Source organism: Streptomyces sp. B21-105 (genome assembly GCF_036898465.1).
Lineage (GTDB): Bacteria > Actinomycetota > Actinomycetes > Streptomycetales > Streptomycetaceae > Streptomyces.
Map to the genome: position 1 here is coordinate 5,140,698 of NZ_JARUMJ010000001.1, position 19,086 is coordinate 5,159,783.

Annotated in this window: 17 protein-coding genes and 1 pseudogene; 7 read left to right on the plus strand and 11 right to left on the minus strand. The window is 66.5% G+C overall.

The features are described from left to right. Positions 1-326: 326 nt before the first annotated feature. The 8 genes from QA802_RS23240 to QA802_RS23275 all read right to left on the minus strand — a co-directional run bounded on the left by QA802_RS23240 (position 327) and on the right by QA802_RS23275 (position 7,367). Positions 327-1,802: an AICE element replication initiation protein gene (locus QA802_RS23240; RefSeq protein WP_334525978.1), complete on the minus strand. Its 1,476-nt coding sequence runs from the start codon at positions 1,800-1,802 to the stop codon at positions 327-329. A gap of 2 nt (positions 1,803-1,804) precedes the next feature. Further along, positions 1,805-2,644, minus strand: coding sequence for a bifunctional DNA primase/polymerase (locus QA802_RS23245; RefSeq protein ID WP_334525981.1), 840 nt, complete (start codon positions 2,642-2,644; stop codon positions 1,805-1,807). Next, positions 2,641-3,366 (minus strand): DNA cytosine methyltransferase, encoded by a 726-nt coding sequence (locus QA802_RS23250; protein ID WP_334525984.1) that lies wholly within the window; start codon positions 3,364-3,366, stop codon positions 2,641-2,643. Before QA802_RS23250 ends, QA802_RS23245 begins: the two co-directional genes overlap by 4 nt. A gap of 94 nt (positions 3,367-3,460) precedes the next feature. Next, positions 3,461-5,245 carry a MarR family transcriptional regulator gene (locus tag QA802_RS23255; RefSeq protein WP_334525988.1) on the minus strand — a complete coding sequence of 595 codons (1,785 nt, stop codon included), beginning with the start codon at positions 5,243-5,245 and terminating at the stop codon, positions 3,461-3,463. A 265-nt stretch (positions 5,246-5,510) separates the two neighbouring features. Then, positions 5,511-5,876 (minus strand): DUF6251 family protein, encoded by a 366-nt coding sequence (locus QA802_RS23260; RefSeq protein ID WP_334525991.1) that lies wholly within the window; start codon positions 5,874-5,876, stop codon positions 5,511-5,513. Continuing rightward, positions 5,846-6,217: an RRQRL motif-containing zinc-binding protein gene (locus QA802_RS23265; protein WP_334525994.1), complete on the minus strand. Its 372-nt coding sequence runs from the start codon at positions 6,215-6,217 to the stop codon at positions 5,846-5,848. The genes QA802_RS23260 and QA802_RS23265 overlap by 31 nt, the downstream gene beginning before the upstream one ends. After that, entirely contained in the window at positions 6,217-7,107 is an 891-nt protein-coding gene (locus QA802_RS23270) for a DUF2637 domain-containing protein (RefSeq protein WP_334525996.1), read from the minus strand. The genes QA802_RS23265 and QA802_RS23270 overlap by 1 nt, the downstream gene beginning before the upstream one ends. Further along, the gene (locus QA802_RS23275) at positions 7,104-7,367 is read right to left on the minus strand and encodes a DUF6284 family protein (protein WP_334525998.1); all 264 of its coding nucleotides are present in this window, start codon (positions 7,365-7,367) and stop codon (positions 7,104-7,106) included. Before QA802_RS23275 ends, QA802_RS23270 begins: the two co-directional genes overlap by 4 nt. Positions 7,368-7,807: 440 nt before the next feature. Here QA802_RS23275 and QA802_RS23280 point away from each other — a divergent pair, with 440 nt between their 5' ends. Together QA802_RS23280 and QA802_RS23285 are read left to right on the plus strand one after the other, a co-directional pair. Further along, on the plus strand, positions 7,808-8,608 hold the full coding sequence (locus QA802_RS23280; RefSeq protein ID WP_334526001.1) for a GntR family transcriptional regulator: 801 nt from the start codon (positions 7,808-7,810) through the stop codon (positions 8,606-8,608). Further along, positions 8,605-9,261 carry a YdcF family protein gene (locus QA802_RS23285; protein ID WP_334526004.1) on the plus strand — a complete coding sequence of 219 codons (657 nt, stop codon included), beginning with the start codon at positions 8,605-8,607 and terminating at the stop codon, positions 9,259-9,261. The genes QA802_RS23280 and QA802_RS23285 overlap by 4 nt, the downstream gene beginning before the upstream one ends. A gap of 918 nt (positions 9,262-10,179) precedes the next feature. On the opposite strand, the gene QA802_RS23290 is transcribed toward QA802_RS23285, so the two are convergent. Further along, entirely contained in the window at positions 10,180-11,130 is a 951-nt protein-coding gene (locus QA802_RS23290) for a DNA-processing protein DprA (RefSeq protein ID WP_334526007.1), read from the minus strand. Between the two features lie 1,139 nt (positions 11,131-12,269). Between QA802_RS23290 and QA802_RS23295 the strand changes: the two genes are divergently transcribed. From QA802_RS23295 to QA802_RS23310, 4 genes are all read left to right on the plus strand, one after another. After that, positions 12,270-12,434: a hypothetical protein gene (locus tag QA802_RS23295; protein ID WP_334526010.1), complete on the plus strand. Its 165-nt coding sequence runs from the start codon at positions 12,270-12,272 to the stop codon at positions 12,432-12,434. 812 nt (positions 12,435-13,246) lie between these two features. Continuing rightward, positions 13,247-14,491 carry a hypothetical protein gene (locus QA802_RS23300; protein WP_334526013.1) on the plus strand — a complete coding sequence of 415 codons (1,245 nt, stop codon included), beginning with the start codon at positions 13,247-13,249 and terminating at the stop codon, positions 14,489-14,491. Positions 14,492-14,495: 4 nt separating this feature from the next. After that, entirely contained in the window at positions 14,496-15,827 is a 1,332-nt protein-coding gene (locus QA802_RS23305) for a hypothetical protein (protein ID WP_051831906.1), read from the plus strand. Between the two features lie 382 nt (positions 15,828-16,209). Continuing rightward, a complete protein-coding gene (locus QA802_RS23310; protein WP_158806154.1) occupies positions 16,210-16,551 on the plus strand; it encodes a hypothetical protein in 342 nt (113 codons plus the stop codon). 161 nt (positions 16,552-16,712) lie between these two features. On the opposite strand, the pseudogene QA802_RS23315 reads toward QA802_RS23310, so the two are convergent. Beyond that, positions 16,713-17,348: pseudogene (locus QA802_RS23315) on the minus strand (site-specific integrase); the annotation flags it as partial. Positions 17,349-17,372: 24 nt separating this feature from the next. On the opposite strand from QA802_RS23315, the gene QA802_RS23320 reads away from it, so the two are divergent. Next, positions 17,373-17,513, plus strand: coding sequence for a hypothetical protein (locus QA802_RS23320; protein WP_319169504.1), 141 nt, complete (start codon positions 17,373-17,375; stop codon positions 17,511-17,513). A gap of 204 nt (positions 17,514-17,717) precedes the next feature. On the opposite strand, the gene QA802_RS23325 is transcribed toward QA802_RS23320, so the two are convergent. Further along, on the minus strand, positions 17,718-18,410 hold the full coding sequence (locus tag QA802_RS23325) for a hypothetical protein (RefSeq protein ID WP_319169483.1): 693 nt from the start codon (positions 18,408-18,410) through the stop codon (positions 17,718-17,720). Positions 18,411-19,086 lie beyond the last annotated feature (676 nt).

A 19,086-nucleotide genomic window follows, 5' to 3' on the forward strand; every position in this document is an offset into this window, starting at 1 on the left:
TGACGCAGTCGTGTGGGGGTGCGTCATCGGTGCGTTGTGGGCTGCGTCATCGCATGACGCAGATGACGCAGGATGACGCAGAGCCCGCCGTCTGCGTCATGGCTGTAGCCACAGGTCAGGTGCCGTTTTCCGGTCCACATGACGCAGATGACGCAGCGTCTTCCCTCTTAGGACAAAAGAGGGGGTGTCTGTTGTGGTGCGGTGCGCCTCAGAGCGTGAAGAAGGAGCCGCTGCGCGGCGCGACCATCAGGCGGCGCGCTGCGCCGAACAGCAAGAGGAGCACGCCACGCCGCTGGTGCTCCTCTTGCTTGTCCAGGCGGTGCGGGTCAGTGCATCCGCTGTTGCTCGTGTGGGGGCGGGGTGGCCAGGCGGGTCATTTCGAGGTAGCGGCCCTCGCTGGTGCGACCCGTGTCGATGAGGACACCCCGGGCGCCCAGAGTGGGCTGAAGGCGCTTGAGCCGGTCGGAGAGCACTTTGCCCGTGGTCGGCCACCCCTTGGGCAGGGCACGGCAATCGTCGCCGCTGTAGAGGAGGCTGAGGCAGTGCAGCCACTCCGTGGACGTCATCCGCTGCGCCCCGCCCGGCTCGATGGAGTCGGCATGCCTGAGGACGGTCTGAGCGAGGAGGTCACCTTCGATCACGTCGTCGTTCAGGTCGTCCAGACTGGCCCGGTAAGCCGTGAGGGCGCCGAGCCCGGTTGCCGCGTCGAGCTGCGCGCACAGGTGCGCGAAGTCCGCCATCCGCAGGTCGGTGGGAGTCTCCGCATCGACCGCGCGGACCTTGACGGTGAGGTCCAGGAGCGAGCCGAGGACGACGGGCAGGACTTCCGCGTACTCCGCCCACAGTTCCGCTTCGGTGCGCCGGACGCGTGGCCGCTCCAGGCGCAGGGGCAGGAGCCGTTCGGCGAGGTCGGGCCGGATGACGCCCACGTCGATGCCGGTCAGGAGCAGGGGCCGGCGGTAGCCGACGCGGAAGACGTCCCCGTCGGTGAACAGGGCCCGCTTGACGCTCTCGGCTCCGGTCACGATGCAGCACATGGCGTCGGACAGGTCCGGGGTCATGTGGGAGAGGTTGTCCAGAGCGGTGACCCACCCGGCCGCCACCGCCGCAATCAGGTTCTCCTCGTCCTTCGGGGCCCGGCGTAGGTCACCGCTCATGCCCTCGATGATCCGCACGAGCATCCGGCCGCCGGTGGACTTGCCGGCACCCTGGGGCCCGGTGAGGAACGGCGCGGGGACCGGTACGGACGGCCCGAGGCAGCCGATCAGCCACGCGATGGCCAGGCACTCGGTCTCCGCGTTGGCGAAGTTGCACAGCCGCATCAACAGGTCGATGCCCTTGCCGTCCGTGTCCTTGACGGGCAGGGGCAGTTCCCCGGTGAGCTGTGTCCGCCGCCAGCACACCTCGCGCGGGTCCGGGACAGCGATGTCCCAGCCGGTGGGGTGGATCCGGACGGACTTCCCGTCATCGCGGCCCAGGTCCAACCACGTCACCCCATCAAATCCGGGGGCGACGCGGATGTTCACCGGTTGCACGTCCTCGTACAGCGCGAGCGCCTCGATCAGGTCCAACGCCTCCTTGAGAGCGGTCCCGTTGAACACGCCGATCCCGTCCTTGAACAGCCCGACCATGAGTTCCTGCCTATGACTGCCCGTCGTGCCCTGAGAGCGGATCGGACGGGCCACGGGGTGGCCATTCCGCTGCGCGTACACGGTGCCGTCAGCGGTACGGAAGTACCGGAAGTGCTCCTGCGCGTAGTCGGTGATGACCTTGCGGGCGGGGTTCTTCTCGTCGTCGGACATGGTCACAGTCCCAACCTGGTGCGGGCGTTGGTCCACGCGTCGGTGCAGTGCCGGGCTGATTCGCCCTTGGCCTGCGCGGCGGTGAACAAGCGGCTGATGTGGGCGTCGGTGAGGCAGCCGCACCGGCCGTGCGCGGAGAGCACGGCGAGGAACGTCCGGTACACGGTGGCGTGGACTCCTCCAGTAGCGCCGGTGATGCGCTGCTCTGCCATGGAGATGCCACGGTCCAGGTAGGCCGGAGTGCGGTGACGGCACTGCCCGCCCCCGGCCGGGGCAGGCACGGTGACGACCTGCGGCGCTGGCCGGGCTGTGGCGGGCTCCTTCATGGCAAGCGCGCGCACATTGTTCGGCAGGTAGGCCATGGTGCCGGTACCGAATCCGCGCCAGCGGGCGTAGGCCATCGTGGACTTGATGTCCACGCCGGGGCGGACCGCGTTCGCGGACTGCATCCGACCGAGGTAGAGCCAGTGCTCGCCCCGGGTGGTGGGCACAGTCTGGGTAGCGGGCAGGTTCTCGTGGGCCCACGTGATCGCGTCAGGGTTGTCCAGGTCGACGACAGTCAGTCCCGCCCCGCCCGGGTGATAGGCGACCGCACTCGCGCGCAGCCATGCCCGGCGCCAGATGCCGGAGTTGATGACGTCCGGGTCGGTGGTCGCGGCGGCCCAACCGTGGCAGGGCGCCGGGCAGGCGCAGGGACCCGGGGTCTTCATGTTCGGCCGGCCGCCGCACGCGTTGTCGGCGCAGCGACGGCAGTTGCCGAACGGCACCTTCCCAGCTCGTAACGGCAGCGCGGGCACGCCGGAGGCGGCCAGGCCGAGGGCGGTGCGCAGGTGTTCGCTCATGCCGCCACCCCAAGCGCGCGGGAAGCGAGGTACGCGCGGCCGATGTGCTCGCTGTAGGCGGGCGGGATGGCCTCGGTCAGTTCCTCGCGCACGTCGGTCCACGTGATGCCGAGCGCGGCTTGCAGCTCCGAGATGGTGGGCTTGCCTCCGCCGTTGCCGTACGCGGCCACATACGGGCCGTCGTAGAAGCGGCCGTGCCGGTAGCCGCGCACGCGGCCCCGGTGCGGCACGTGGACCGGTTGCGCGGCGGTCCAGCCGCTCACCTCGAAGTTGCGGTGGCGGATGACTCTGAGCCCGTACATCTCGCCACACAGGGTCAGGTCCTTGCGGATCTCCGCCTGTCCGTTGGGCTGTTCGATGACGTACGGCAGGCCGGTCCTGTCGAGCAGGTTTCGGGTGGGGGCCACGAGGTCCACGTGGGTGCCGCCCCAGCCGCGAGAGCGATTGGTGCCCACGGTCAGGGTGTTCTTGGCCTGGCAGGGCGGGGAGGCGTGGACGAACGCGTATCGGCGGATCTCGCCGGTGGCGATGAGGTGGGCGAGGTATCTGAGCGCGTCGCCCCGGTGGTATGGGAAGGGGTAGTTGGGCCGGTGGGCGATGTCGCAGCCGTGGACGGTGAATCCGGCGCGGGCGTAGCCCATGGCGGCGCCGCCGGCGCAGGAGAACAGGTCCAGCAGTAACGGCTGCTCGCCATCTCGCCGGATGTCGGTGGGTTGGGTCATGCTGGGAGACCTCCACAGGTCTGTTGATGGCTGCGGACAGGCGGCGGCCCCCGGTTCTTGGCGGAAGGGGGCCGCCGTCGTCTTTGGTGGTGGGTCAGGCGGCGGCGGACTCGTCGCCGCGCGTGGCGGTCAATCGGCCGTCCAGGGAACGCACGGCCATGCCGTCGGTCGTGAGGTCCTTCACGGCCTTGGATACGGCGCTCTTGGACAGGCCGGTGATGGTGACCAGGTCCTTCTGGCGGATCGGTTCGTCGGCGGTCTCGATGGCCTTGAGGACGCGGGCGAGGGCGCTGTCCGGGGCGGGCTCGACCGGCGCCGTGGTCTTGACGAGGGTGAGGGTCGGGGCGCCCGCGGCTTCCACCGTGGGGGCGACGGAGCGGGACCACGGGGTGCGGTCGGGCAGGGCGATGACGACGGCCTTGTCCATGTAGCGGACCTTGACCGGGTCGGGCTTGCGCTTGCCGTTGCGGATCAAGGCCACGCCCGGGACGGGGAGTTCGTCGGCGTTCCAGCCCTTGGCCTGTGCGTCCTCACCGAGGACCACGCGCGCTTCGGCCGGCGTGCGCACGGCCAGGCAGATGGAGACGCCGATCTGCGGGGCGATCTGCTTGGGGATGCCGTCACCGATGGTGGGCTTCTGGGTCATCCACCACAGGTCGATGCACGCCGCGCGGCCCATGCGGGCGATGGACTCCAGGCCCGGCAGCGCGGAGCGGTTCACGGTGCGGGTTTTACCGTCTGCGGTCTCCGTCTCGCACGGGACCTTGTCGGCGGCCGTCATGACCTCGGCGCCCTCGTCGACGACGACCGTGATGCGCGGCCGGTCTGCCGTGGGGGTCCAGGTGTCCTGTCCCTTGGGCAGGATGCTGAGCCGCTCCAGCATCTCCGTCTCCAGCTCGTCGACTACGTCGACCACTTCGCGCGGGGTGGAGGCGACACGGGCGCGGTGGTCCCACAACCGGCCTTCGACGCGCTTGAGGTCGATGATGACGAGCGCGTTCGTGTCGCCCTCGGACGCGTCGTACAGCAGTGGCCGGGAGGCCACCGACTTGCCTGCGCCGGACCGTCCGGCGATCAGCAGCCGCTCCCCGAGCGGCACGGTGACCTGCTCGCCGGTGACGGTGTCGACCCCGAGCGAGCGCCGTTCGGGCGTCCACGTGAGGTCGTCGCCGTCGGCCGCGCTGCGGGTGCGCAAGGTCAGTTCGGCCCAGCCGCCTTGCTTGCCCGCCTTGATCTGCACGCGCAGGCTCGTGCGGGCCCCGAGCAGGTTACGGATGTGGTCTTCGGCCGCGCGCAGCTTGGTCGCGGTCCACGTCCCGTCGAGGCGGACGGCGCACACGATCCCGGCTTCGGTCAGCCGGGGCCGACCGGTCAGCGTGCCTGCCAGCCCGCGCTGTTCGGCGTGCTCTTTCCAGTGCTGCGGCTGCAACCGCTTCAGCAGCGCCGACTCCTCGGCGGTGGGCTTCAGTCCGGTGGTGTCGCGCTCGCGCACGGCGATCCACACGGTCAGCGCGGTGACGGCGGCGACGAGGGCGACAGCCGACCACACCCACACGCGGGTGGGCACCTGCGGCAGCCACACGTACCCGGCGGCGCCGAGCGTGGCGCTGGTCTTGGCGGCGAACAGCCACAGCGGGTCGGGCACGCGCCGCTTGGCGGTGCGCAGTTCGCGCTCCGCGCGGTGGCGGATGGGGGTGACGCCTTCGGGGTCGATGGCGCGTGCGGTGGCGAGCGCGCGACGGGCATCGCGCACCAGCGGCTTGCGTTCGGCACGCAGGGCGCGGCGGCGCTCGGCTTCCTTGCGCCAGTGCTCGGCACTCCAGCGGGCGGCGGTGGCGGCGTACTGACGATGGGTGCGCCAGACTTGTCCGTGACTCACGGGTGTCCTCGTTTCCGGGATGAGTGGGTCGGTGGTGACGGGCCCTGCGACGGCCCGTCACCACACACAGGTGTTACGCGGAGTGAGCGTGTTTCCGGTTTCCTGGTTTCCGAGGCGGCCCCTACGCGTGTGCGCGCGAGGACGGAAACTTCCGTCACCCTGCGTCGCTACGGGGCTTCTGGCGGCCGAACGTCCTCCCGGGGGTAAAACCCCCTCCGGAAGGCCCCTCGGGCGCCCTGCGGGCCGCCTACGGCCTCACGGTGTTTCAGCGGCCCTTGCGGCCGGTCCTGCCGGTGCCCTTGCCGCCGTCGGCGACGGCGCGGACGACGGTGACGACGGACCAGCCGAGCACGAGCGCGATGAAGGCGAGCATCGCGAGGTTCGCGGCGATGGCGGTCAGGGCGCCGACGAGCAGCGGGCCGAAGTAGACGCCGGCCGCGACTGCACCGGCCCCGACACCGGAGCCGAGCGCGACGCGCTGCACCGTGCGGTCCGGCGGCGCCTGGTGGATGTGCACCACCTGCGGCCCGGCGGGCTGCTGCGCGGGCAGGTTGGCGGGGTCGGCGTAGACGTGGCGGCCGTCGGGGAGCTGGACGACCATCAGCGGGCGTTGTGCGGGGAGCTGTTCCATGACGCACCCTCCGGGGCGTTGTCGGGGAAAGCGCAGGCAGGACACATGCCGAGGGAGGGCGGGATGACGTATCCCGCGTCGCGGCGGCACTCGGGGCAGATGCGGCGGGCGGCGTTGGCCTTGGCCAGGGCCGCCCAACGGGCCGGGGTCATCGCCCGCACAGGCTTGGCGCGGTCGATGCGGTAGAGGTAGGCGACGAGCGGGCCCCGTCGGCGCCGGGGCCGCTCCAGCTGAGCCGCCACCCCCTGACCACCGGGACGGAGTCCGAGGGCGCGGAGCTGGCGGTAGGTCGCGTAGCCGTCCGGGGCGAGCCGCCACCGGTAGACGGGTAGCGCGGTCATCAGGCGACCTGCACGCCGCGCTCGGCCCGCAGGGTGTCGCGCAGGGCACGAGCGTTCGCCGGCGAGGTACGAACCTCGCGGCGGATGCCCTCGGCGCTCAGCTTGGCGTCCGGCCAATCGGCCGTGGCCTTCCGCGCCTCGTCGAGCAGCTCGTCCGGGGTGCGCTTCGGGCGCGGCGTGCGGGCCGCCTCGGGCACGCGGCCGGTGGCCCCGCGCGGTCGGGTCGACTCGGCAGCCACCGCGTGCCGCTCGATCGGCGGCACGGTCGGCTGCTCGATGGCCCGGACCGGCTTGATCGCCGTGGTCGACTTCAGGAAGCCGACGGCCACCGGCCGGGGCAGCGGCTTGAGGCTCGGAGTGATCGGCGCCGGGGTCGATACCGTGAGGTCAGAACTAGACCGATTCCTATCGGTATGAGTCGATTCCTCATCATTCCTGGTCGGAGCTTCGATCGGGGCGGGGCGGTGGTGCAGCACCTTCGCCACGAGGTCCGAGCCGAAGTAAATCGACCCGACCGGCAGCGACGTGGCGAGCAGCACCAGCATCCAGTTCGCCGCGTCCCACTCCGCGACTCGGCCCAACTCGACCGACTGACCGTGGAGCTCCGGGACCAGGCCGTGCACGTAGTTCAGGACGAGAGAGGCGATGGTGTAGGCGGCCAGCACCCGCAGGGCGAATGTCCGGTCCCGTCCGGCGAGCACGAGCGTGGCGATCAGGGCCAGGGCCATGAGGCCGTCGACGACGAACGGATAGAGCGTCGCGGCCGTGGCGTCGGCGCCGATGGCACCGGCGATGTCGCGCAGGGCGTTCCAGGACACCCGGAAGGCCATGGCGACCACGACGACCAGCGCAAGCACGAGGGCGGCGCGGCCCTTGCGGTGCAGGTTCATGCGATGCCGCCCGTCTGACCGGGCAGGCCGTTGACGTGGTCGCGGTGCGCGGCGAGCACCCGCCGGCGGGCCCGGCGGATGCGCCGCTCGTCCAGCTCGCACGGCGTGCGGTCGATGACGATGATCTGTGCGTCCAGCAGCTCCATCTCCGCGCGGATGACGGGCATCTCCGCGTCGATGGCGTCCAGCTCCGCGTCCGTGGGCTCTATCCACGGCTCGAACGCGGTAACAGCTTCCTGAACAGTGACGATGTGGTTCATGGGTCGTGTTCTCCCTAGCAGGTGGCAACGGCCCGAACAGCGGCCTCGGTGTTCCAGCACCGGGGCCGCGCGCCGTTGAAGTCGGTGATCCGGCTCCCCTCAGCGCTGCTCGTACGAGACGAGCAGCGGAGGCAACCGGCCGCAGCAACGCTGCGGGGTTGATTCGCGCTGTACCTCACGCGGGAAGTCCCGCGTAGCCGCCTACTTGGCCGAGGAGAGGCGGCGTGATCCCCATTCAGTTGTCAAACAACGGCCGATGCGGGGCCCCAACTGCACGAGCTATCCCGAACCGATGTGACCTGGAGGCAGGCCGAACAAGGCCCCTTCCGGCTCGCTGTCCTAGGACTGCGAGCGGCCTGAGATGAAGATGGCACGTAGTCCTGGGACTGTCAACAGTCCTAGGACTGTGTTTCACTGGTTCTCATCGAGAGGAGTTCGGCGTGGCATCCAAGTGGCGCGACCTGGCGGACAGGCTCGCGGAGCAGATCAGAAGCGGTGAGTACGAGCCGGGCGCTCAGTTGCCCCAGATCAGGGAGCTGGTCGAGGCCGGTGAGGGCTCAAAGGCCACCGTCCATCAGGCCTATAAGGCCCTTGAAGCCGAGGGGCTGGTGACGTCGACGCGCGGCCACGGAACCGTCGTGCGGTCGCGTACCCCCCTGAAGCGGCTCGGCATTGCCCGGTACGACAAGGCCAAGTGGCGCGACGGGGACGAAGTCGCGTTCATCGCCGACCGCGTAGCGTCGGGCCGTGCCTACAAGCGCAACGAGCAGACGCAGACTGTGAGCCGTGAGATCGCCAGCAGCCTCGTGGCGGAGGGCCTAGGCGTCCCGGTCGGCTCTGACATCTACGCCCGCGCCCGTCTCGTGAAGGAAGGGACGCAGCCGACCCACACTCTGACCAGTTATTACCGGCCGGAGCATGTGGAGGGGACGCGCATCGTGGACCCCACTCCCGGCCCGGCCGGCCGTGGCGGCGGATACCGGGTGCTCTACGACGCCGGTTACGAGATCGACCACATGAAAGAGGCGTTGTTCGCTCGCGTCCCGACGGCCGAGGAAGTGCAGCTCCTCCAGCTCCCGGCCGGCGAGCCGGTCGTCGAGCTGCACCGGACGACGTACACGGCGGACGGTACGGTCGTCGAGTTCGCCGTCGGCATCCATTCGGCCTCCCGCTTCGCGTGGGAGTACGAGTTCAAGGTTCCCGACTCTGCCAGCGACAACGGCGCGGAGGATTCAGCGTGATCTCGGAGCAGGACTGGCAGGACGCACAGCTCTTGTGGGACTACCAGCAGATGCACCACGAGTCGCGCCCCTGCTCGGTCGCCATCGGTCTCGGTAGCCACGATCTCGGCGTCGCCGACACCACCGTCGACCTGTACCGGCGCGGCATGATGCCGCTGATCGTCTTCACAGGCGCCACCAGCCGGACCACGCAGGACCGTATGCCGCGCGGTGAGGCTGAGCACTACCGGGATCGCGCATTGGAGTTGGGTGTGCCAGCCGACGTCATCCTCGTCGAGCCTAACGCCCGCAACACCGGCCAGAACATCACGCTCTCCCGTGCCCTGCTCGTGGAGCACAGCATCGACGTCTCATCAGTTCTGCTCGTCAGCAAGCCGTATGAGGAGCGTCGGGCATATGCCACCGCGCGAAAGCTGTGGCCGGGGGTGGAGTTTGTCAGTGCCTCTACCCCAATGACACTTGCCACGTATGTCGACGCAATTCAAGATGCTCGCCGTGTAGTCGACATGCTGGTCGGATCGTTGCAGCGGCTGATGATTTACCCGGCCCAGGGCTTTCTGATCTCGCAAGATGTACCTGACGAAGCGATCCGAGCCTACAAACGGCTTGTCGCTCGTGGCTTCACGAGTCGCCTGGTTCCTGTCGTAATCTGAGCCAGGCTGGAATTCGGTACGTCAGCCGAGTTATTGGAAGAAGAGTGCAAAGGGGTCTGCCGGGCGACCGCCGTGCACGACGCATTTATCGATCTCCAACTCTCTGTCGGTCAGAGACGTCGCAAATTCTTTGGAATCCCGCCACTCGGCCTTGATTTGACGCCCGAAAGAGAGGCCTACTACCGATGCGGCGCCAGCCTGTTTAAGTGCATATGCGGCGCTGGCCATGGATCCGCCGGTCGTGAATGTGTCATCAAATAATAGAACTCGTTTACCTCTAACCGTAGGGCTGGCAGTAAACAAGCCTGGCACTATCTTCTCGCGCCGAGTACCCGCCTTTGAGGCGTCATTCTTAACCAGAGCCCCCCTGCTCCATTCGTCGGAGAAGTCTCGCACGTGCTTGATGAGGGCATCTAAGTGACTTTGTCCGCTCCGTGTAGAAGAGTGCGAGGGCATAGCTACGCGCAGGTCAAATGGTCCGCCGTAAAACCCTTCTATGCACGCCAGGTGTCGTTCCATAAATGTCCAGAGGAGGGACCCTAACGGGAGTCTTAGCCAGACGTTAGAGGGCTCATTCTTGGCGTTCCACAGGACTCCCTCAAGGCCAGTATGGAGGGAATAACAAATCGGGACAAAGCCGTCGAGAACGGACGAGAACGTGTGTCGACAGTTGTAGCAGTGCTGGTAGGGCGCGCCTTGGGGGCCTATGGGCGTTGGAGTTCGACACAAGAAGCAAGTGCCAGCGTCGTCAGCCAAGACTGAAGGCGCAACATGCTGCTCGCGCAGCCAGTGCACCCAGTTCGCAGTACTCCAATTCCGGTCGTCGGGACGCACGAAACGGCGGTAGGACAACCTTGACCCCCTGCTTGCAGCTCGGACCCCAAGCAGAGGTTAATCCTACTGTCCGACAGCAGGCAATCACTTGGCGTCAAATAGGAGCTGCGTTGGGCCCGAAACCTCCTCCGCTCGAAGAGGGCTCGCCAAGGTTTCGATCATCTGTTCGGTATTCGCCACGGGGGTTGCTCGCTGAGCCTCGACCATCTTGCGGGCCCATGGCTGCTGATCCACTAGCGACTGGAGCAACAGCACATGCCGGCCTTGCTCGGCCGCCACACGTGCCTGCATCTTGGCGCCGGAAGTTCCTGACGCCTCGATTACGACGCTTCCCAGGCTGATGCCAGACGTCACATGGTTCCTCCGGGGGAAGGTGTCCCGGCCGGGAGATCGAGAAGGCCAAAACTGGGAAACGATCAGGCCTTGATCGGCGATTTCTTCCGCGAGATCAAAGTTTTCCCTGGGGTAGCACTTTGTGATACCCGTACCAATCACTGCGATAGTCCGACGGTCGAAATGCAGTGCCGTTCGATGCGCCTCCGTGTCAACGCCGCGAGCGAGACCCGACGAGATGGTGTATCCCGCTTCACTCAATTCACGTGCCGCCTTGCGGGCGCGCGAGAGCCCCAACTCCGTAGCGTCACGGGTACCTACGACTGCGACTGAGCGTGCGTCGGCTTGGTGATCGAGCTTCCCACGGTAGAACAGGAACGGGGGAAGATCCGCCACGGTCCTTAGATTCTCGGGGTACTCAGGGTCCAACACCGTGACCAGACTCGCTCCGGCGCTGTCAGCCTGCTCCAGCTCGCTTTGAACGCGAGCGAAGTGTTCACTCAGGGCACGTTCCCTTAGTCCCTCGCGGAGCAGGGGTAGGGCCTTGCGGGCTGCGGCGGACTCTTCGGGGATGAAGCCCTCACACAGGCTGTCGAGATGCCCCTTCAGCGCGCACCGGGCAAGTAGTGCCCAATCGACACTCTTGCCCTCCATGCGGAGCGAGCAAAGCGCTAACAAGCGCATACGTACGTCATCGATCATCTCTGTCTCCTTCTACTCAAAGATCACTGTTCGAAGGATCGATGACTGAAAGTCTAGAGGTCAGCCACATCGTGCTGCTACAGATACGCACTCGGTGAATGGGCGAGATGCAGAGACGTAGCACGTGACCTGCACAGTCGGGGAAAAATCGACTGCGACACATCATGGAAGGCCACTCGAACGTGCCCCTCCGCCCGCCAGGGACATTGCGAGTACCGCCCCAGGTCGCCGTTCTGGCGACAACAGACCTTGACGGCAACGTCAGCGCGCGAGCGCATCCTTGGGTACTCATCGACGTGCTGCCCAACCCCTGTCAGGTGGCTGGCGAGCAGGCCGGCTGCTCCACGGGATGAACTTGTAGAGCGAAGGTCGTCAGTTCGAGTCCGGCAGGGGGCTCTTCGATCTAGCTGAGACAACGCCTCCGCGACCTTCCAACCGCGGGGGCGTGACGGCACCCGCCTATCGACGTCGCTTGAGCAGACGATCCATCTGGCCCACAGCCTCCGGCCGGTGCTCGTCGCTCGCCGAGACGTGGCGACACGGGGATGCTGAGGCTTCCAGATTGAATCGCTTGTGAGTTACATCACCCACTCGGCGCCCATATTCTCCACGGGGTGATGTGCACCGGGTAAGTCGCGAGTCGCCCTCTGGGGGCCGGGGGTGCTCCTGGGCAAGCAGCTCTGCGGTCCCGCGAAGCCCAGCAGCCTTTGGTGCAGTAGTCGTTGCGAGGATGCACGCCCTGCTCGCGGGCAGTTTGCCGCCGTACCGTGCTAGGCATTGCACTGCAATGCCTAGCTGAGGCTGGGTGACATATTCTCCCTGGTTAGGGAGATGTTCAGGCAACCTAAATTTGCCATTCGAGTTCGCGTTAGTGAATTGATAACGCCCTGGGGGCTGGCCTGCCGCCCCGCTCGCTCGGTCTTTGATGGGCCACACTGTGCCTGTGCCCGCCCCCGCTCACGGTTGGCCCCAGTGCGGAGGCGGGCTTGACCACATCCCATGTGCGAGAAGGGTCGCCAATGACGTTACCGAGTGAATCCAGGTTTCTCAGTTTCGAGCGGCATGCTGCTGCCGCAGAGACTTCACAGACACCCCGTGGCCGAGTCCGGTTCAGGTGGCGTACCTCCGTCATCCTCGGCATGGCTGCGCTGGGCGCGGTGATCGCCTTCCTTGTGTTGCTCATGCCTGGTCTGGCAGTGCCGCTGGGCGTGGCGGCGGGAGTGGTCGCGGCCGTGGCTGCCATCGCGCAATGGCTGTGGCCGGGCGGGCCGGCGGAGCATCATGGTGCGGAAGAGGGGGCGTGAGCTAGGTCGCCCGGAGGGCACTCAGTCTCAGTTGCAGTCTCAGTTGCCGCACTTTCCAGAGTGATCCGCCAGTGTCCACCACCGTCCATGAAGCCTTGTGATCAGGTAAGGCGTGGCGATGGTGGACGCCCGCGGACGCCCCTGGATCAAGACCGGACAGCTCGTAATGCGTAGGTCTCGGGTTCGAATCCCGAAGGCGGCTCCGAGAAACCCCAGGACTCACTCGCCGTGACCTGGGGTTTTTTCATGCCCGGGGCATGCCGAGCCGCACGACGGGGATGCCGTGGAAGTGCTTGCGTGAGCGATGCGTGAGCGGAGCGGCTCGCCGACCTACTTCTTGGGCTTCACCCGCTTGGCCTTCACGACGGCCTTGGGGCCTGCTCGCTCCGAGCGCAGGACATCTCCGCATGTGCGCTGCGCGGGCGGAGCGAGGCGTACTGACACCTGCGGCGGTGGCCATCTCATCTCACCCGCTGCTTGTCGTGGTGATCTCTCTTAGCGCGGGGCAGCCGTCGGCCCGAAGCGATTCTCGGCGGGCTGGTCGTCGCGTATCGGGCAGAACCTCGGGCTCTTATATATATGTTCCGGCTCTCATGCCCCATGAGAGCGCCTACATTAATAACTCCCTTGTGGTGTGGGTTGGTTGTGGTGACAGTGGTTGTCATCCGCCACGCCCCTCTTGTCATCGGAGCATTGATGCGCCTCATTCACTGCCTGCCCCTCAGGGGGCGTTCGTGCCGTAGCTCGCAGACGTCGGCCCGGTGGTTCCGGGCAACCGTGTTCCACGGAGGCCGAGGGTGAGCGTCGGGGGTGTGGGCATTCCACGGCTGCAGGACCTCGCGTACATCGAGGTCGCCATCGGCAACGTTGCTCAGGGCGCAACCTTCGAGCAGGTGCGTCGTGCTCTCGTCGACCGAGCTGCTGCGGTGGCGCGTGAGGGGGATACGGACGGCTCGTACTCTGCCCGCAAGTGGGAGCTAGCGCGGTCGGACACCAGGAAGCACGTCCACAACACCGTCGACGTCCTCAAGGAGCTGATGCGTCTCGGATGGGTCGAGAAGCACATCCTTCCCTCCAGTCCCAACTCCGCATACGCGCATGCCGATTCGGTGTTCACTCTCACCCCTGCGGGGGAGAGATGGGCGGCGCTTGTCGCCGCCGACGGTCGCGCCGCGTACAACGCGCTCACTGGCGTACTGCTCAACACGCATCCGCAATTCGAGGGTTTTCTGCGCCTCCTGGGCGCCCGACCGGACAGCAGCACCACTCACTTGACCATTCCCCTCTTGAGGTTCAGTGCGTCGGGCTACGGCACTAACGCGGCGTACCTTGACGCGTTCGTCGCGTTCGCTACGGACGCGGCAGCTCAGGGCACGCTCGGCTGGACTGCGGAGCCCGAGGCCATCAGTGAGAGCGTCCGCGACTATGTCCGCCGCTTCGAGGAGCGGGCGCGCGCCCGGGAGAAGGAGATCAGCCGAAAGCAGTTCGCCACCACGTGCGAAGAGGCCATGGCCCGGTTCGTATTTGGCGCGGCCGGCTGTCCTTTGGACTACATCAGCCTCGAGCTGCTACGCAGGTGGACTCGGTTTCTGGGGTTGGCCAACTTCAGCTACTACGCACCAGGACCTTCAGCGATGCGGCTCTGGCCCACCGCCGTGGTGACGGGTAGCGGCGATGCCGTCGCGATCAGCCGGCGAGTCGGCAAGGAGGTGCGTCGGACAGCCCTCGACGCCGTCTGGGCGATCTGGCGCGAGCAAAGGGCCGACGCAGCCGGTGGCATGTACCTGCCCGTCTGGCAGCTGCGTGCGGCCGTTTGCTGGAAGCAACGGATCAGCGACGACGAGTTCGATCTGGCGTTGCGGGAAGCTCTCGCAGGCGAGCACCCCGGCCTTGGTTTGAGTATTCACCTCGATCAGGCGTCGCTGAGGGTCGCCCCTGCTTCGACCAAGCCCTTGATCATTCCCAGTGCGAGTGGGCTCCGACGTGTGTTCAACGTGATCAGCGTTGCACAGGAACCCACTGTCCACGCCACTTCAACCACCACCCAGGAGACCTGACACGATGACCGCCTCAACCCGTAGCGCGGGCCCCGTCTGGCTTAAGAAGCAATGGGGACTGCGTCAAAACCCCTTCCCGACCACGGGCATCGCCCGGTTGGGGGGCGCCGACGTGCGAGAGAACGGACTCCTCTACGAGCCGGACGTCAACGCGGACAAATTCGAGGAGGCCGTCGAGAAATTTGTGCTTGGGGCAGCATTTTCCGGTCTGCGGTTCGGTTACCTGTGGTCGACGGGTACCGGCCCGGGCGACTCTGACGCCCGTGGGTTCGGCAAGTCTGTGCTCATGCAGCACCTCACATGGAGTCTCAACGAGGACTTCGGCCGTGCTGCGTATTTGAGCTGCGGCCTCGATGAGGACGATGCCTCCGAGGAACCGATCTGCGGGTTGCTGACGAGCTTCGACACTGCCCAGATCCGTTCCCTGAGTGCCGCTCTGTTCACGGCCGTCGAGTACGCGACGGATTTCCGTGCCGCTAATACAAGCCTTACGCTCGTCCAGCGCCTACGTGAGGCACTTGTCGCACGGACCGCCACCGACGATCCGCAGAGCCTGGCGAAGATCGTGGTCGAGCAGCATCGAGATCTTCGGGGCCGGACTCTGGGGCCGCCCGACGACAAGCTCATCCTGGCTTTGTGCGACGCGGACTCGACCGTTGCCCAGGACTACCTGGACAAGGTCAAGCCTGCTTCGCGGACCCGGAACGGCGCTGTGTATCTCGCGACGTTCCTCCTCTTCGCCGCGGCAGCAGGCATGAAGCACGTCCTGCTCTGCTGCGACCAGCTGGAGGACCTCGCGAGCACCACTACGGCGAAGGCCAAGCGTGATCTCGAAACCGAACGGTTCCGCGACATCATCCTCGAAACGCTGCCTATGGCCGACATGCTCAACATCGTGGTAACCATGCATCCTCGAGCAGCACTAACCATCGGCACGGCCTGGGAACTCGCGGACCTGCCGACGTTCGAGATCTCGGAGGCCAACAAGCACCGGATCGTGGTCCTGCCAGCGCTTCGTGATCTGGACTCGGCAGTCAAGCTCCTTTCTAAGTATCTCGCTGCTGCTCGCAAAAAAGACGATCGGCCGCGAGGGGACGTGTACCCGTTCACGTCGGAGGCGGTAGATGCGTTGTTCAGGCGATCGAATCGCAAGCCGCGCGACGTACTACGCAAGGCACAGGGCCTGATCGAGGCTGCGTCGGGTGACAACCTAGTGATCATCGACGAGGAGGCCGTCACCCGTTACTTGGACGCGGTCGGTCCCGACACCGAAGAGGACATCGGCCCCGTCCTGGCGAGTCCGGTGACTACGTCCCTGGACTGGAGCGCAGGGTGACCTCCTTAGCTTCGTGTTATGGAGAGTCGGGATGACGGCCGATGCCTGTGATGCCTGCCCCCTTTGCGGCGCCGCCCTGTCGTCATGGGAAAGCAGGCGTTGCGGCTGCGGGGGGCCACGCTGGGAGAGCCATGCAGAGGTCATGTACGCGATTGCCTGTTCGGTCCGATCACCCCTGCACGTACGTGACTTCGTTCGCCTTGCCCACAGCGATTACGGACACAAAATCGGTGTCCCCAGTGCCAATGCGGTGCTTTCGCCTGACCGGCGCTTCTGTTGGGCCGGTCAAGGAACCTACTCCTTGTACCGCCACGGCCCCCTGCCGGGCCCTCGAAATTTGGAAGGGGCGAGTCGGCTGGTTCTGCTCGCAGCCAACGAGCCCATGACAGCGGATGCGCTGGACTACTGCCTGAAGCAACTCGGATATCGGTACAACGTGGCTTCTTTGAAGAACGCGATCAGAAGCTCCAAGTGGATCACGTGGCAGCAGGATGGCCGGTGGGCGCATTCGCTGGGAGAAGCCGCCGAGGCCGAGCTGCGGCGCGAGGTTCCCGTTGTTCCAGACAGCCGTCACGCCGCGTGGGCGGCCATGCGAGATGTGCTGACCAGGGATGTGCGAGGTTTCATAACCCAGCGAGCGGAGCGGCTTCGCAACCTCGGCAGTCCCCACCGATTCGGTCTCAATTGGGACGAGGAACCAGGAGCGATGATGCTGCCGATGTGATGCCGAGGTCTCGGGTTCGAATCCCGAGGGCGGCTCCGGAAAAGGCCAGGTCACAGCCCGTGACCTGGCCTTTTGTGTTGCTCGGGGCATGGCGCGTCACACGGCCGGGGTGCCGCGAGATGGCTTGAGTGAGCGATGGGTGAGCGGAGTGGTCCGGTGCCCTACTTCTTGGGCTTCTTCCGCTTGCTCTTCTTATTGGCCCTGGCCTCGGCTTTCGCCTTGTTCTTGGCCTTCTTGGTGGCCTGACGGGCCTCCTCCGCCTGGGTCTTCCTCTGAAGCGGGACCAGCTTGGCGGTGGCCTCGGCCGCGTTCTTGCCGACCTGTGGCAGGACGCTCTGGTAAATGTCCCGCGTGATTCGGGTGTCGCTGTGCCCGAGTGTGTCCGACACGATCTTCACGTCGATGCCGGCGGCGAGCATGAGCGTGGCCGCCCCGTGCCGGAGGTCGTGCAGCCGGATCGGCGGGAGCCCGGAGGCGGCGACGAGGCGCTCGAAGAGGTCGGTCACCTTGCCGGGGTGCAGCCAGGATCCGTCTTCCTGGGTGAAGACCATGCCGGTCTCGACCCAGGCCGTTCCCCACTCCTCGCGGTCCGCGTCCTGTTGTTCGCGGTGCCGCTTCAGGACGTTGACGGTGTCGTCGTCGAGCGCGACCACGCGGAAGCCGCTGTCCGTCTTGGGCTCGGAGGTCTCGACCTCCCACCCGTCCTGGACGAGCTGGGCGGAGACCGTCAGGGAGTGGTCGTCGAGGTTGGTCTCCGACCAGGGCTGCGCGCATGCCTCGCCCCGCCGCAGACCGCGGACTCCGCGCCGACCTTGCAGTATATGTCGAACGGTACGTCCGGCCAGTTCTTCGCGTGGTCCTCGTCGAACGTCGCGCAGTCGGTCAGGCAGCGTTCGCTGACGTCGAAGGACACCTGGCCCATGGCCTTGGCCGAGTACACCGACGTCGACCGCAGACCGTAGTCGATGTGGTCGAGGTAGCCGGCACGGATGTACGGCGTGGCGGTGGAGTCGCCCGTGGTTTCCGAGACGTTGCGGCCGTAGTTGTTGCTCTCGGTCTTCCAGTAGTAGGCCGTGGCGTTGCCGTGCGGGCCGACGACGTAGTCGAGCTGCCAGCGCCAGGCCTGCTGGCACCAGCCGCTCGCGAACGAAGCGGCGTAACAGGGCTCACCGGCCTGGTTGCCGAAGACAGGCGTGGTCCACGTCGAGTTGGTCTCCGGGTCGTCGGCCGCCGTGCCGTGATCGCTCCAGCCCGGGAGCTGGTTGAGTCCGAAGAAGTACTGGGTGCCGTCGGTCGTGGTGATCTTCCAGTGCTCGCCCTACCGTCGACGTCGGTGGTGCCTTGGTCGCCGTTGGCGGCGCCCGTGAGCTTCTCGAAAGGGCGTTGTCGTTGCACCAGCACAGGTCGCCGACCCGGCTGTTGTCCGTCGCGTCGGTCTTGTCGTCGTTGCAGGACTTGTAGCGGCGCTGGACGAAGCCCGGCTCCCAGGACCAGCCGTCGCCGATCCAGGAGGCCTGGTTGTTCGAGGCGGCTGTCAGCCCGTCCACCGACTCCGACGAGTAGTCGAGCGAGATCTTCGGTTCCATGTTGCCGGGAACGTCCGGCACGTCGATCGGGTACGACCAGGCGAAGGCCCCAGTTGACTTGCGGGCGCTCCACGAGCCCGCTGCCTTTGGCGTGGCCTTATAGTCACCCCCTGGGCCCTCGTTGCCCGCCGTCGCGGCCAGCACCGTCGCGTTCGTCACTGCCACCGTGGCCGTGAGCGTTGAGGACAGCACATCGTTGTGAGTCGCGAGCGGCTTCGGCGTCCGACACGGCGCCTTCTGCGGCGTCGTGAGTGCACAGGCGGGCAGTTGCACGAGCCGGAGCCGAGACGCCCAGTCGCCTCCGTAGGCCTTCCGGAAGGAGGCGTAGTCCACCTGAACTCTGGCCGGGACAGCCTTCGCGGTACCGTCGCGTCGGCCGACCGACAGCAGAAGGCCCTCTATGCCCGCCCTGCGGGCCGCGTCCCGTCCGGCGACCTTACCCCCATCTTCTCTTCGCTGGAGTGTCCGTGCCCTCGGCCGGTGCAAGAGACACTGGCAGTCCGCCTGCCCGGGCCGGCTTCGCTGGCGCGACTTCCCTCACCACTTTTCCGGCAGCCAGCTCCACCTCAGCTAAACCTGCAGCCGGCCAAGCCGCCTCAGGAACGCCTTTCCAGGCATTCTTGGCGGCCATATCAGGCTTTTTGGATCCGCCGATTTGCACCTTTTCCACCGGAACAGTCTTGGGCTGTTTCACTCGCGGAAGTGGGGCTCTTTCTTCCGCGTAGGCAGTCATATGCATCGCCCAGGACTACTCGCTAGAGTCCGGCCGACCTGTCGAATAGCGAGAGGATGCTTGTGCGTCTCGTAAGACCCCGCTACGGTACGGTGAGAAAGAGATGGCCAGCCCGGTCATTGTCTCTCACTTTGATTTGTGCGATTTCCGCCTCTAGCCTCCTTGGCCTGTCCACCGGCGCGAGCGCAGTAGTACCCGCCGTCGCTTCGGGCAACG

What these genes read in the sequence shown, in the direction of transcription:
- QA802_RS23265 (WP_334525994.1), bottom strand. Translation starts at nt 6,217, where the DNA reads ATGACCGCGCTACCCGTCTACCGGTGGCGGCTCGCCCCGGACGGCTAC.
- QA802_RS23295 (WP_334526010.1), top strand. Translation starts at nt 12,270, where the DNA reads ATGGCTGCGCTGGGCGCGGTGATCGCCTTCCTTGTGTTGCTCATGCCT.
- QA802_RS23305 (WP_051831906.1), top strand. Translation starts at nt 14,496, where the DNA reads ATGACCGCCTCAACCCGTAGCGCGGGCCCCGTCTGGCTTAAGAAGCAA.
- QA802_RS23240 (WP_334525978.1), bottom strand. Translation starts at nt 1,802, where the DNA reads ATGTCCGACGACGAGAAGAACCCCGCCCGCAAGGTCATCACCGACTAC.
- QA802_RS23250 (WP_334525984.1), bottom strand. Translation starts at nt 3,366, where the DNA reads ATGACCCAACCCACCGACATCCGGCGAGATGGCGAGCAGCCGTTACTG.
- QA802_RS23270 (WP_334525996.1), bottom strand. Translation starts at nt 7,107, where the DNA reads ATGAACCTGCACCGCAAGGGCCGCGCCGCCCTCGTGCTTGCGCTGGTC.
- QA802_RS23275 (WP_334525998.1), bottom strand. Translation starts at nt 7,367, where the DNA reads ATGAACCACATCGTCACTGTTCAGGAAGCTGTTACCGCGTTCGAGCCG.
- QA802_RS23245 (WP_334525981.1), bottom strand. Translation starts at nt 2,644, where the DNA reads ATGAGCGAACACCTGCGCACCGCCCTCGGCCTGGCCGCCTCCGGCGTG.
- QA802_RS23290 (WP_334526007.1), bottom strand. Translation starts at nt 11,130, where the DNA reads ATGATCGATGACGTACGTATGCGCTTGTTAGCGCTTTGCTCGCTCCGC.
- QA802_RS23310 (WP_158806154.1), top strand. Translation starts at nt 16,210, where the DNA reads ATGACAGCGGATGCGCTGGACTACTGCCTGAAGCAACTCGGATATCGG.
- QA802_RS23260 (WP_334525991.1), bottom strand. Translation starts at nt 5,876, where the DNA reads ATGGAACAGCTCCCCGCACAACGCCCGCTGATGGTCGTCCAGCTCCCC.
- QA802_RS23320 (WP_319169504.1), top strand. Translation starts at nt 17,373, where the DNA reads ATGTCGAACGGTACGTCCGGCCAGTTCTTCGCGTGGTCCTCGTCGAAC.